General features: G+C 63.7%; 12 protein-coding genes and 3 pseudogenes. 3 read left to right on the top strand and 12 right to left on the bottom strand.

Going from position 1 to position 12922, the window contains the following annotated elements:
• The first annotated feature begins 138 nt into the window (after positions 1-138).
• The 3 genes from BcFMB_RS09170 (at position 139) to BcFMB_RS09180 (ending at position 3183) form a co-directional block, all read left to right on the top strand.
• On the top strand, positions 139-567 hold the full coding sequence (locus tag BcFMB_RS09170) for a hypothetical protein (RefSeq protein ID WP_099721620.1): 429 nt from the start codon (positions 139-141) through the stop codon (positions 565-567).
• Between the two features lie 62 nt (positions 568-629).
• Positions 630-2702: a beta-galactosidase gene (locus BcFMB_RS09175; RefSeq protein WP_198405418.1), complete on the top strand. Its 2073-nt coding sequence runs from the start codon at positions 630-632 to the stop codon at positions 2700-2702.
• 49 nt (positions 2703-2751) lie between these two features.
• The gene (locus BcFMB_RS09180) at positions 2752-3183 is read left to right on the top strand and encodes a PH domain-containing protein (protein ID WP_099721621.1); all 432 of its coding nucleotides are present in this window, start codon (positions 2752-2754) and stop codon (positions 3181-3183) included.
• A gap of 67 nt (positions 3184-3250) precedes the next feature.
• Here the strand turns inward: BcFMB_RS09180 and BcFMB_RS09760 are convergent.
• The 12 genes and pseudogenes from BcFMB_RS09760 to BcFMB_RS09235 all read right to left on the bottom strand — a co-directional run.
• Positions 3251-3634, bottom strand: a pseudogene (locus BcFMB_RS09760) (ATP-binding cassette domain-containing protein); the annotation flags it as partial.
• 288 nt (positions 3635-3922) lie between these two features.
• Positions 3923-4009 (bottom strand): annotated as a pseudogene (locus BcFMB_RS09975) (hypothetical protein); the annotation flags it as partial.
• 137 nt (positions 4010-4146) lie between these two features.
• Entirely contained in the window at positions 4147-5250 is a 1104-nt protein-coding gene (locus tag BcFMB_RS09190) for an ABC transporter permease (protein ID WP_099721623.1), read from the bottom strand.
• Between the two features lie 119 nt (positions 5251-5369).
• A pseudogene (locus tag BcFMB_RS09195) lies at positions 5370-6985 on the bottom strand (ABC transporter substrate-binding protein).
• A 529-nt stretch (positions 6986-7514) separates the two neighbouring features.
• Complete coding sequence (locus tag BcFMB_RS09200) at positions 7515-8027, bottom strand: hypothetical protein (protein WP_157775259.1); 513 nt, start codon at positions 8025-8027, stop codon at positions 7515-7517.
• 111 nt (positions 8028-8138) lie between these two features.
• On the bottom strand, positions 8139-8471 hold the full coding sequence (locus BcFMB_RS09205; protein ID WP_232513808.1) for a holin: 333 nt from the start codon (positions 8469-8471) through the stop codon (positions 8139-8141).
• Between the two features lie 4 nt (positions 8472-8475).
• A complete protein-coding gene (locus tag BcFMB_RS09935) occupies positions 8476-9447 on the bottom strand; it encodes an N-acetylmuramoyl-L-alanine amidase (protein ID WP_099721625.1) in 972 nt (323 codons plus the stop codon).
• 75 nt (positions 9448-9522) lie between these two features.
• Positions 9523-9864 carry a hypothetical protein gene (locus BcFMB_RS09215; protein WP_099721626.1) on the bottom strand — a complete coding sequence of 114 codons (342 nt, stop codon included), beginning with the start codon at positions 9862-9864 and terminating at the stop codon, positions 9523-9525.
• Positions 9865-9879: 15 nt separating this feature from the next.
• Positions 9880-10359, bottom strand: coding sequence for a hypothetical protein (locus tag BcFMB_RS09665; protein ID WP_157775262.1), 480 nt, complete (start codon positions 10357-10359; stop codon positions 9880-9882).
• A 562-nt stretch (positions 10360-10921) separates the two neighbouring features.
• On the bottom strand, positions 10922-11512 hold the full coding sequence (locus tag BcFMB_RS09230; protein WP_198405419.1) for a hypothetical protein: 591 nt from the start codon (positions 11510-11512) through the stop codon (positions 10922-10924).
• A complete protein-coding gene (locus BcFMB_RS09670) occupies positions 11499-11636 on the bottom strand; it encodes a hypothetical protein (RefSeq protein WP_155802863.1) in 138 nt (45 codons plus the stop codon). The genes BcFMB_RS09230 and BcFMB_RS09670 overlap by 14 nt, the downstream gene beginning before the upstream one ends.
• A gap of 15 nt (positions 11637-11651) precedes the next feature.
• Positions 11652-12866: an InlB B-repeat-containing protein gene (locus BcFMB_RS09235; protein ID WP_157775265.1), complete on the bottom strand. Its 1215-nt coding sequence runs from the start codon at positions 12864-12866 to the stop codon at positions 11652-11654.
• Positions 12867-12922: the final 56 nt, after the last annotated feature.

Genomic DNA, 12922 nt, shown 5'->3' on the forward strand with positions numbered 1-12922 from the left:
GCGCACATCGTTTGGAAACATCGATGCTGGTATCGCGCGCGGCCGCGCGGGCGGGCATGGTTCGGCGCGGCGCATCGGTGTATCGTGGTGCGCAGGTGCGTGTCCCCGCGCGCCCGACGTCACATGGAAGGACTGACTATGACGCGACTGACGGACATGCTCGATGATTTCAAGAAGGACGACTGCCTGACGTCGCTGGCCTACGCGGGCGCACGCGCTTGGGATCTCGTCAAGCTCAACGTCTCGCTCAGGGCCTATGACGGCGGCGGCACGATCGTCTTCACGCAGAAGGGCGACGAGATGCCCGACGCCGACGTGCATGCGCTGCTCGCAAGCGAGGTCCCCTATCTGGTCATGTTCGTCTCGAAGCCGTGGCTCAAGGCGTACGTGCGCACGCGCTACGCGAACGACGCGAGCGTCTTCCGCTGGGACGTCGTCGGCCCCGAAGGCGGCGACGTCAAGGACGAGGCCGTGCAGCGCGCGGCCGCTGTCACATTGCCCGGCCTGCTCTACGCGACCTTCGGCTATTCGCCGCAGTACTACGAGACGAACGGCTACCAGATCTGACGCCGTCGCGCGCGGCGCCCGCCGACTCATATCTCACGCATCCCCACGAAACGAGGCCCCGCATGACCGACATCCCCGCACGCCGTCCCCACCGCTGGCCGCAGCCGCTCGCCGGCCATGGTCCCGCGATCTGGTACGGCGCCGACTACAACCCCGACCAGTGGCCCGAAGAGTTCTGGGACGAGGACGTGCGCCTGATGACGAAGGCCGGCGTCAACATCGTCTCCCTCGCTATCTTCTCGTGGGGCAACATCGAGGTCGCCGACGGCCGTTTCGAATTCGACTGGCTCGACCGCATCATCGACAAGCTCTTCGACGCCGGCATCGCCGTCGACCTCGCATCGGCGACCGCCTCGCCGCCGATGTGGCTGACGCAGGCGCACCCGGAGGTGCTGCCGCGTGACGAACGCGGCGACGTCGTCTGGCCGGGCGCACGCCAGCATTGGCGTGCCACGAGCCCGGTCTTCCGCGAGCACGCGCTGCGGCTGTGCCGCGCGATGACCGAGCATTACCGCGGCCATCCGGCGATCGTCTCGTGGCATGTCGGCAACGAGTACGGCTGCCACAACCGCTTCGACTATTCCGACGACGCGATGCATGCGTTCCAGGACTGGTGCCGTGAGCGCTACGGCACGATCGACGCCGTCAACGAGGCGTGGGGCACGAGCTTCTGGTCGCAGCGGCTGACGGATTTCGACCAGATCCTGCCGCCGCGCTTCATCGGCGAGGGCAACTTACCGAATCCCGGCCGTCTGCTCGACTTCAAGCGCTTCTCCTCCGACATGCTCAAGCGCTTCTACTGCGCGGAACGCGACGTGCTCGCCGAGATCACACCGGACATCCCGATCACGACGAATTTCATGATCAGCGCGAACCAGAGCGCCCTCGACTACGACGACTGGGCGCGCGAGGTCGATTTCGTCTCGAACGACCACTATTTCACGCCCGGCGCGCAGCATATCGACGAACTCGCCTATTCGGGCTCGCTCGTCGGCGGCTTCGCGCGCAGGCGACCGTGGTTCCTGATGGAGCAGTCGACGTCGGCCGTCAACTGGCGCGGCGTGAACCCGCGCAAGCAGCCGGGCGAGCTGATCCGCGACTCGCTGCTGCACACGGCGATGGGCGCGGACGCGATCTGCTACTTCCAGTGGCGGCAGTCGCGCGCCGGCGCCGAGAAGTTCCATTCGGCGATGCTGCCGGCCGCCGGCGAGGATTCGCGGATCTTCTACGACGTGTGCGAGCTCGGCGCCGATCTGCGCACGCTCGCGCAGGCCGGCGTCCTCGGCTCGCGGCTGCGTCGTTCGTCGGTCGCGATCGTCTACGACGTGCAGTCGCAGTGGGCGAGCGAGCATCCGACGACGCCGTCGCGGGACGTACGCGAATGGACGGAGCCGCTCGACTGGTTCGTCGCGTTCGCCGAGCACGGCATCACCGCCGACGTGACGCCGGTGCATACGGCGTGGGACGACTACGGCACCGTCGTCATCCCCTGCGTCTACCTGTTCGACGAGGAGGTCGCCGACCGTCTGCACAAGCATGTGCGCGGCGGCGGACACGCAATCGTCACCTACTACAGCGCGATCGCCGACATGAACGACCGTCTGTTCCTCGGCGGCTGGCCGGGGCTGATCGGCGACGTCGTCGGCGTGCGCGTCGAGGAGCACTGCCCGCTCACGTCGATGTATCCGGGCGCGCTCGACCATCTCGACCTGAGCAACGGCGCATGCGCGCATGACCTCGCCGACGTCGTCACGTCCGTCGACGATGACACGCAGGTGCTCGCGACGTTCACGGCGCCGCCGACGAGCGGCATGGACGGCCTGCCCGCGCTGACCGCGCACCGTTACGGCGACGGCACGGCCGCCTACGTCGCAGGCAAGCTCGGCGCCGACGGCATCGCGCGCAGCCTGCCGTGTCTCTTCGACGTGCTCGGGCTGCCGCTCGCCGACGACGCCGCCGCGGGCGACGTGCTGCGCGTCGTGCGCGAGCATGAGGACGGCGCTGTCTTCGAATTCCTGTTCAATAGACGCGACCACGACGTGGCCGTCCCCGACATCGACGGCGACGTTATCATCATGTCGCACGCGACGCGAACGACGCTCGCGCCCACCGGCGCCATCGTCGTTCGACGGTGAGCGCCGGGGCGCGGATTGACGAAACAATCGACCATCATATGAGGTGACCATGGGACTTTTCAATGCATTCGCCGGTAATCTGCAGCAGGTCAGCAACGACCAGCTCATGCAGCAGTACGGACCGTTCCTGTTCAGCGGCGAGCAGATCACGAACGGGTATCAGCTGATCCGTGACGCCGTCGTGTTCACAAACATGCGCATCATCTTCATCGACAAACAGGGCGCGACCGGCGCGAAGGCCCACTACAAGACGATCCATCTCGACTCGATCGTCGACGTGGAGGTGGAGACGGCCGGCGCGATCGCCGACGACAGCGAGATCAACATCACGTATCTCAAGGACGTCTACCAGCGCAAGACCGGCGCTGAGACGCTCGGCGAGGTCACGTTCGAGTTCCCGCGCAAGTTCGACATCGCGCCGGTCTACCGCTATCTGGGCGAGCTGGCGATGGCGAACCGGCAGCGCATCAACGCGAAGTGAGCAAAGCCGTCCGCGCGACGCAGATGGCGACCCCGATGAACGGGTGCTCGTGCCGCGCGGACCGAGCTCACGCCTCCTTGGCGAGCAGCGCGCGCAGCTCCTCGCGGTGCACGGCCTGCTCACGCGGATCGGGCACCGGCAGCGAGGCCAGCAGCTTCTTCGTGTATGGATCGGACGGGTGGCGCATGATCTGCGATGCATCGCCGTGCTCGACGATGCGTCCCTTGTGCATGACCATGATGCGGTCGGCGAGCATGTCGACGACGGCGAGGTCATGGGTGACGAACAGGCATGCGAAGCCAATCTCCGCCTGCAGCACCTTGAACAGTTCGAGCACCTTCGCCTGCACCGAGACGTCCAATGCGGAGGTGGGCTCGTCGGCGATGAGCAGGCTCGGCTTCAACGCGATCGCGCGCGCGAGCGATGCGCGCTGACGCTGGCCGCCGGAGATCATAATCGCCATCAGGATCGCCAGCAGCAGCGACGGGAACGAATAGACCGCGCCGGCGATGACGACGAGCACACGGTCGATCCAGCCGCCGAAATAACCCGAGACGAGACCAAGGAACACGCCGGCGAAGATCGACAGCAGCACGGCCCCGACGATGGCGATGACCGCGGTGCGCGCACCCCAGACGGTACGGCTGAACACGTCGAATCCGCCCACGGTCGTGCCCCAGATGTGCGCCTTCGACGGCGGCGCCTGCGTCGGGAATGCGACGCCGTCGGCGTCTTTGATCTGCGCGTATCCGTACGGCGCAATCCACGGCGCGAACACGGCCACAATCAGGAAGAATGCCGTCAGGACGAGGCCGGTGACGAGCATGCCCTTCTGCCAGCCGACGGCGATCTTCAGGTCACGCACGACCGGCAGCTTCGCAAACCAGGATTTCGGGGGTTCGACGTTGAGCTTCTCCAGACGCGTGTCCCCCGGCACGCCGACTTTCAGTTCCGTGCTCTCGCTTATGTCCAGTACCTCACTCGCGGATCAATCAACGCGCTGATCACGTCGACGATGAAATTGACGACGGAGACGATGATCGCGATCAGGATGACGATGCCCTGCACCGCGACGAAATCGCGCGCCTTGAGATAGTTGGAGAGCATGAAGCCCAGTCCCTTCCATTCGAAGGTCGTCTCGGTGAGCACGGCGCCGGCGAGCAGCAGCGCGATCTGCATGCCCATGACCGTGATGATCGGGATGAGCGCCGGTCGCCACGCATGCTTGGACATCAGGCGTTTCTCACTGACGCCGCGGGAACGGGCCGCATCGATGTAGCCGGCGTTGAAAGTGGAGATGACGTTCGTGCGCACAAGCCGGATGAAGACGCCAGCCGTCAGCAGACCGAGCGCAAGCGCCGGCAGCACCGCATGCCTGAGGACGTCACCGAGTACCTTCATGTCGCCGAGCTGCAGCGCGTCGACGATGTACAGGCCAGTGGGCGAGACGAGTCGGGAGAACTGCATCTCCGACTGCAGCGACGAGCGACCGGAACTCGGCAGGACGCCGAGGCCGACGGAGAACACGAGCTTGAGCACAAGGCCGAGAAAGAACACCGGCGTCGCGTAGCACAGGATCGCGAACAGGCGGATGCCGGCGTCCTGCGCGCGGTCGCGGTGTCTGGCGGCGATGCGTCCGAAGCCGATGCCGACGAGCAATGCGACGACGAGCGATAGCAGCGTGAGCTCGAGCGTGGCGGCACCGTATCGTGTCAGCACCGAGATGACCGGTTGGTTGTCGGTGAGCGTACGACCGAGGTCACCGTGCAGCAGACCGCCGAGGTAATCGAAGTACTGTACGAGGAGCGGACGGTCGTAGCCGGCCTCGTGGATGCGACGCTGCGGCTCCTCGGGTGTGAGTCGTCCGCCCATGGCGGCCGAGATCGGGTCGCCGGTAGCACGCATGACGAAGAACACGATCGTGACGAGAATGAATACGGTGGGAATGATGAGCAGGAAACGACCGAGGATGAAACGGAAGAATCCTGCGGAAAGTCTGTTCTTATGCGCGCTGACGGTCGGCTTCGACGAGGTGGGATCGGCCGGCGATGCTGTTGCTTGGGACACCGGAGCTCCTTGGTGCTTATGGATATGGGGAATGCGCGGCCTAGGGCGCCGCGGGAACGCAGAGGGTCGACCTGATGCGTTCCCATGGGGACGCATCAGGTCGACGACGGTGCGTTGTCTCAGTTCTTGATGACCGAGGCGTAGCGGAAGCGGAACGAAGGGTCAAGCACGACACCGGAAATGTTGCTGCCGATGACAGCCACCTGATTGCCCTGCAGCATCGGCAGCGTCGAAAGATCGTCCGTCTCGGTCTTCTGGATGTCCTTGGGCATCTGCTCGCGCTTGGCCGCGTCCTTCTCGCCGGCTTGCGCGACGATGGCATCGTTGACGTCCTTGTTGGCGTAGCCGTTGTTGACGAAGTTGCCGTCGCGGAAGAACGGGGACAGATAGTTGTCCGGATCAGAATAGTCCGGGAACCAGCCGAGCTGGTAGACCGGATAGCTGCCGTCGGATTCGTCGGTGACGACGCGTTCCTTGTTGTACTGCGTCCATTCGGTTTGCTGCAGATCCACCTTGAACAGGCCATCGGATTCGAGCTGGCTCTTGATCGCCGCATATTCGTCGGCGGAGCTCGAACCGTAGTGGTCGCCGTTGTACTGGAGCTTGAGGTCGACCGGAAGGCTCACGCCGGCGTCCGCGAGGGTCTTCTTGGCCTTGGCCGTATCCGGCTTGCCGTCCTTCGTGTACGCCTTGAGCGTGTCCTCATGGCCGGAGAGTCCGTCCGGGATGAACGAATACACGTGCCCTTGTAGACCTTCTCGGAGAGCTCGTCGCGGTCGATGAGGCTCGCCACCGCCTGACGCACGGCCTTCGCCTTGTCCGTGTCGGCGTCCTTCTGCGATTCGCCGTAGGGCTGCAGCTTGAAGTTGAAGGCGAGCATGCGCACTTCGCCACCGGGTCCCTTGACGACCTTCACCTTGTCGTTCTTGCCGAGATCCTCAATGTCGGTCGGCGACAGCGAACGGTACGCGACATCGACCTGCCCCTGCTCGACCGCCATCTTGAGGTTCGACACGTCGGCGAAGTACTTCACCTGCACGCCGGAGTTCTTCACTGGCGTCAAGCCTTGGTAATTGGCGTTCTTCGCGTAGCTGACGGCCTCGTTGAGCTTGAACGAGTCAATTTGGTACGGGCCTGCGAAAGCCTTGCCGTTCACGATTGCGTCCGCATCGGTGACCTTGTCCGTGTCGAACACCTCCTCGTCGACGATCGGACCGGCCGGCGAGCTCATGACCTGCTTGAGTGTGACGTCGAACGGCACCTTCGCGTTGAAGACAACGGTCGTGTCATCCGGCGTCTCGATGGAATCGATGTTGGCGAGCAGCGAGCTCGGACCATTCGGATCGTTGATCGTGTTGATGCGGTCGTAGGAGAACTTCACATCCTTCGCGTCGAGCGTGTGGCCGTTCGCAAACTTGAGTCCTTCCTTGATCTTGACGGTGAACTGCTTGCCATCATCGCTCCATGTGCCGTCGTCCGTCGCAATGTCCGGGGACAGCTCCGACGTGTTGTAGTCCTGCGCGTACAGGAACGGGAACACCTGGATCTGCACGGCGTACGAACCGTTGTCGTATGATCCTGCGGGATCGAGCGAGGTCACCTTGTCGGTGGCGCCCACCAGCACGGTGTTCTCGTCGGCGGCGTCGGCCACGTCATCCTTCACGCCTCCGCATGCGCTCACCGAGGCGAGCGCCGCCACGGCTGCCGCGGCTGCGATGATCTTCTTTGCGTTCACAGTGCACCTTCGCTCTGTGCGTTTTGCCCCGCTCTCTTCGGGGCATCGTTCACAGCACATTGCTAGTTTCATGCATTACCGGCACGTTTCATCTCAGCATCCGACCAACGCGAACGCACGGTGATTATCCTCAAAACCTTTGCGGTTCCAGCGATTGGCGGCGTCTGCATCCAGAGTCACATGCTGAGACCGTTCCCCGTGCCGCCCGTATGGCGCGTGTTCGGCTTGGATAATCTGCGGTCCGCCGTGACCACATCCTGCCCACATCTCGCGCTGGAATACGCCGGATTCGGTCAGGCCACCCTGCCCGACATGTCCGGAACACGCCGCAGATACAAGAAAACCCGCCGTTTCCGGCGGGTTTTCATTCGTGGAGCCGCGGGGGTACCACAGCAAGATAGTGTAAGCCTATGCAATCATTGATATCCAAAGTGCACGAAGATTGTCTTGTACCATAATTTGTGCCATTTTCTTTGTCTCACTATCTGCCCCATACCCCGACAACGCACACACGGGGATGGTGGTGATGTCACATCGGCAGTAGCCCCGTCTCGATGAGTTCGAGCGTGGTGAGCAGATCATTGTTGATCTGACGCATGCGGTCGTCGGAGTGCATCTCGTCGAGCGTCCACCATGTGCAGGTGCGGCCGTCGATGTCGAACTCGAGGTGGGCGACATTGTAGAAATCGAGGTCGTACTGCCAGTCCTCGATGTCGATGAGGTAGTGGTTGTGGACGCTCTCAAGCGGATAGTCGGCATCCTGATCGATGTCGTAGATGCCGAGCGTGTAGACGTAGTGGCGGATCGCGTCATCGTGTTCCGGGCACGGTTTGCGGCTCTCGACCATGAGGCTGCCAGTGACGTCGAACAGGCGCGGCGGCAGCCAATAGGCACATGCCAGTTGGCGCAGGCAGTCATCGGCATCGTGTAAGGCATGGACGGCCACGTTCGGCAATAGCCAACAGTCCCAGTCATCGTCCCAGTAGAGCAGGTACCGGCCGTCATTGCGAATGACGGCGAGTGCGCTTTCAATTGTCCTCATGATCCTATTCTCCCACAACGCAAAAGCCCCGCTCCCCCATCATACGTGATGGAGAAGCGGAGCTTTTCTCAGAATTTACTCAGAATTACTCAGAATTCCGGGAAATTCTGACTACTCATGTGGCATGTCGGAGTGGTCGGCGATCGACGCCAGGCTGGAGCCGCCGTCTGCCTCCGGGATGCCGGCGATGCTCGTCAGGAGGCTGAGCACACCGCCCATGAGAGAGATAGACAGGACATTTGGCCAGTCGGCCTGCATGAGCCCAATCGCACCCGTGCCCAGCACGCCGAGCGCGGACTGAGCCATCGTCTTCAGGGCGCGGATGAGCGCGGCACGCACCCATACGCGCATCGGCCCGGCCGCCGGATCACGAACGGGCACACTGTCCGGTAGCGGCTGGTCGGCGTCGTCGTAATGATCGATTGTGTTGTCGCTGTTGGTCATCGTGTCACCCCAGCATCTGGTTGACGCGGGCCTGCACGGCCTCGTAGTTTGCGCCCAGCGCGCTGCGGCGTGCGTCGCCGTTGCCGAATTCTCCTGCGATGGTGCGGCGTGCGAGATCGTCGATGTTCGCGGCAGGCTTGGACGCGGACGCGCTGCTTCCCGCTCCGAGCATCTGGTTGACGCGCGCCTGCACGGCCGCGGGGTCGTACCCCATTGCGCGCAGCGTCTGGGAGCGCTGCGGATCGTTGCCGTACGCGCCGGCGATGACGTCTCGCGCGATCGCGTCGATGCCGGCAGCCGGTGCTGGGCCGGCCGCGCCGGAGATGCCGCAGATCTCGTTGACCTTCGCCTGTACCGCGGCCGCATCGTATCCCGCGGCCTTGAGCCTCGCCATGCGGTCCGCGCCGTTGCCCCATTTGCCGTTGATGACCTCACGGGCGACCCGGTCGACGGTCAGCTTGCCGGACGGCTGCGGCGCCGGATTCGCCGGAGCGGCCGTCGGAACCTTCTGCCCGGCCTTCTGGCGCGCCAGACGGTCGATGCGTGCCAGATCGTAGGTGCCGGGGCATTCTGTGCTCGTCCACGTGCGATGCGGCTTGAGTGGCAGGTCCCCATAGGTTGTTCGCAGATCGGCGACCAGCTGCGCGATCGTGTCGTAGTCGCCATCGGACTGACGCCAATTGCACTCGATCGAGATGGACTTGTCGTTGCCGCCGGATCCGACATTGATGCCATCGCCGCATGCCCAAGCGCGGTCACCGGGCGCGACAAGACAGGCGACACGGCCGGCTTCTGCCACGTAATGCGCGCTCGTCTTCCTTGCGCCGGACACGAATAGATTGATGACGGTGTCGAAATTCGGTCGGCGCACGGCCGGGTCGTCCCACCAGTGGATGGTGATGGCGGTGATGCCGTACGGGCGACCGGGCGTGTAACAGGCGGCGTCGTACTTGGTGATGTACTCGTAGGTACTCATGATGTGATTTCCTTTCTGGATATGGAAAGAGGCCGCGGCGGGATTGCCACGGCCCCATGTGTTGGGTCTGATTGATTAATGAGCGGGTGGGTAGTTGTTCATGCGCTGCAGGTCGGCGATGATCCTGCTGCCTGCCCCGTTGCCTCCAAGGGTGTGGTAGGAGTCGTAGATCTCCTGCGCCTCCTCGAGGTCGTCGAGTGGCACCCATCCGCGTGCCACGGAGTCACGGTGCACAGTTTTGAGCATTGACAGGGCGCTGTGCCTCGAGATGCAGTTGCGTGCCTTGACCTCGGGGGTCTCCTCGCGTCTGCACGTGGCCTGCACCCAGTCGAGCACATGCTGGACGATGACGGTGATCGTACCCGACCCGAGCACACAGCTGACTATCGTGACCCAGTCCCCTGCGGTGAGCGTCATCGTCCAATCCTTCTCTTAGGCGTAGGTGTCTCCGTTGAAATAGGCGGGAGTGGTCCCGCGATTGTCGTAGGTATCGGCCAGTTCGAGTTGCGGGTTGTACACGGCGAGCTGTGCGGGTTCGCTGTCACCGCGCGGGCCGCGGAAGCGGATGCGCAGCACGCCATCGGCCGGTGCGGTGAACCGGAACAGTTGCGCGCGCTGTGCTGGACGTCCGGGCGGCAGCGCCGCGAGCGATATCCCGTCCGAGCCGATGATCTGCACGACCTCGCCGCGTGACGTGTCGACGCCGACATATCCCAGTTCGCATGCGAACACCATTGGTTTGCCGGCGCATTCGCCCACGTTCAATATCCATTCGACATACGAGCCACTGCTGCCCGGCTTCGAGGTGGCGCACCAGCCGGTACGTCCGGCCCATCCCCATACGAGGCTATTGTCGGCGACGTCGATCACACTGTTGGGCTTCGCCCCATTGCCCTTGCAGGCAGCGTTCAAAACCAGTTTTTGCGAATCATGCCGCCACCACCCATGCAGAGAGGGCGGTTACGGGATTAGGACTGGCGGCCCGCTTTGCGCGTCCTTGGGCGGCGCGAACCACGGCATCGTCAGGACACCGTTTTCGAGCAGTTGTTTGACCGTCGCCCAGTCCTGCTCGCCGAATACGGCGCAACCCTCCAATGTGACCCATCCACATTCGCGGAATATCCACAGCTCGTGCGCGCCGGCCGCTACCGAGATACGGCCGGCGACCCATCCAATTCGATCCGTGAGCGCCGCTCCCTCGGTCGTGTCCGTACTCGATATGCGTTGAGTGGTGGCGTTGCGCGGTAAGCATAGCTTGTCCGGCGCGTCGCATGAGTAGACGCAGACGAGTACATCCCCACCTTGCTTGGCGAATAGCCCATGTCGAACTTGAACGTTCCCTCGAAGTGGCCGCCCGGTGGTGTCCGGTACGACCATTTGCCCATATCCGTATCCTGCGTCTTCTCCACATTCCACGTATAGGTCGCAAGCTTCTCGCCGTACGGCGTCGCGCACAGATTCCTGATCTCCACGCTCATGTGCACACCCCCAGACGAGGACATGCACAGCGGAATGCGGGCGCAGAGCTAAGAGGAGGTACCCCCCCCCACCCCGTGATAGCAGCGTCGCCATCGAACCATGCGATGCACTGCTTGATCATGGCGTCGTAGTCGCCGGCGGTCATGAGCAGCACCTGCCGGTAGCGCGCCTTCTGTCCGTCGGCCATTGGCACGTAGAGGCGCATCGTGACCTGCTGTGCAGTAGGCAGAATGAAACGTGCCGCGTATCGGGTTCGGTCGCGCCCCGTGTATGCGGCGGTGGCGAGCACCGACCCGTCCGCGCCCGTGACGAGCAGGATACGGTTTTGGAAGGTGGGCATGTCGCCAGCACCTGAATACGAGTTGAGCATCACGCCAGCCACATAGTCGCCGGCAGGCAACGTATCGGACTGCCAGCTCGCATAGATGTTGCCGATCTGATTCGCCATGCCGTCCGTCGCATCAGGCGTGGTGACGAGCATTCCATCGCCCAGCGTGATGTCGCACTTGTTCCCTATCCACGTGTTGGCCGTGTTGTTGGCCGGTTTCGGATTGACGCACAGATTCCGTGATTCACGCATGACCATCCTCCTCTCCCTGTCGTGTCTGCAAGACGCGTATCTGCGCGGTGAGCACCGCATTCTGATACGCAAGCTGCGCGTTCTGCTCACGCAGCACTGCGATCAGCTCCTGAGCGGGTACCTCGATCATCGCTTCCTCCTTGCCTTAGATGAATATGACGTAGTTGACGCGGAACATGCCGGACACGGCCGAGGCGCACCACACGTACCATTGCCGTGTGCTCGACGCGTACCCGGCGCCCGTCAACACCACGTTCTGCGCGTTGACGTCGCCGTTCGACACGAACACGGTCGGATGCCCCTCGTCGATGTCGATGCCGGTGATGGACGCCCATTGCGCCTCGGTGAACAACGTGTGGCGCGTCGACGACGCGGACGGCGTGATGACGGTGCTGCCCTGGAACATGCGCGGCATGCGGCACCCGTTGATCCTGACCGGCGTGCCATAGATGTTCACCCCGTTCGCGGGTGCGGGAGCGCCGATGCCGATACCCTCGCCGTCCGCGGACACGTCCATGATGAACCGTGCCGGGCCGATGGTCGTGTACCGGGTGACGGTCGCGTACTTGTCGGTCAGCGTGCAACGCAGCTGATACGAGCGGTCGATGTCGAACCCGTCGAACGTGGCCGTCGTCGTGTTCGTCCCGCTGCCTGACGTGGCCGACGCCTCAAACTCCGACCATGCGCCCGACGCGTCCTTGTACGCGAATCCGAGCGTCCTGCACGAATTCGACGCATCCGCGGACGCGTCCACGTTCCAGTCCGCCGTGAACCGCACCGACGTGCCCGACGAGTCCGGGTTGCCGTCCGCGTCCACACGCAGCGCCGAGAACGAACGGATATCCGGCGGTCTGGTGGCCAGCGCCCACACCGCGTACAGGGTCACGTCCCTGTCGGCCCCGTAGCGGCCTGCCGGCTGATAGTTCACCGCACCGTTGCGCACGGTGGACCATCCCCGGAACGTGTAGTTCGCCCTCGTGGGACGCGTCCCGCTCAGCGTGAGCACCTCGCCGTACCATTTCGTCTGCGCCCCGGGAGCGCCGCTGCCGCCGTTCGCGTCATACGTGACACGATGAGACGGCAGCGCGGGCACCGAGACGGTCATGGTCGCGCCGGACACGCCCGCCGCATAGCCGGTGACGCGAATCTCACCGCCGCACTGGATCGTCTGCACGCCCTTCGTCTTCGCTACGGTGAGCGTCTTCGTGGCCATGTTCACGTTCTGCCCGGAATTCACGTTCACCCCGGAACGGTCAACGTTCGCCCACTGCCCGTTCACGCCCGCGCTGCCACGTACCGTCAAACCGCTGTACCAGTAGCCGTTCACGGTCTGGATCGCCGCCGTGCACGAAATGGTCACGCTCGAGTTGTTCTGCGACGTGACCGCCGCATACATCTCGCAACGCCAATTACCCT

The organism is Bifidobacterium choerinum, assembly GCF_002761235.1.
GTDB classification, from domain to species: Bacteria; Actinomycetota; Actinomycetes; order Actinomycetales; family Bifidobacteriaceae; genus Bifidobacterium; species Bifidobacterium choerinum.

What these genes read in the sequence shown, in the direction of transcription:
- BcFMB_RS09175 (WP_198405418.1), top strand. Translation starts at nt 630, where the DNA reads ATGACCGACATCCCCGCACGCCGTCCCCACCGCTGGCCGCAGCCGCTC.
- BcFMB_RS09170 (WP_099721620.1), top strand. Translation starts at nt 139, where the DNA reads ATGACGCGACTGACGGACATGCTCGATGATTTCAAGAAGGACGACTGC.
- BcFMB_RS09205 (WP_232513808.1), bottom strand. Translation starts at nt 8,471, where the DNA reads ATGACCAACAGCGACAACACAATCGATCATTACGACGACGCCGACCAG.
- BcFMB_RS09180 (WP_099721621.1), top strand. Translation starts at nt 2,752, where the DNA reads ATGGGACTTTTCAATGCATTCGCCGGTAATCTGCAGCAGGTCAGCAAC.
- BcFMB_RS09670 (WP_155802863.1), bottom strand. Translation starts at nt 11,636, where the DNA reads ATGATCGAGGTACCCGCTCAGGAGCTGATCGCAGTGCTGCGTGAGCAG.
- BcFMB_RS09935 (WP_099721625.1), bottom strand. Translation starts at nt 9,447, where the DNA reads ATGAGTACCTACGAGTACATCACCAAGTACGACGCCGCCTGTTACACG.
- BcFMB_RS09200 (WP_157775259.1), bottom strand. Translation starts at nt 8,027, where the DNA reads ATGAGGACAATTGAAAGCGCACTCGCCGTCATTCGCAATGACGGCCGG.
- BcFMB_RS09215 (WP_099721626.1), bottom strand. Translation starts at nt 9,864, where the DNA reads ATGACGCTCACCGCAGGGGACTGGGTCACGATAGTCAGCTGTGTGCTC.
- BcFMB_RS09230 (WP_198405419.1), bottom strand. Translation starts at nt 11,512, where the DNA reads ATGGTCATGCGTGAATCACGGAATCTGTGCGTCAATCCGAAACCGGCC.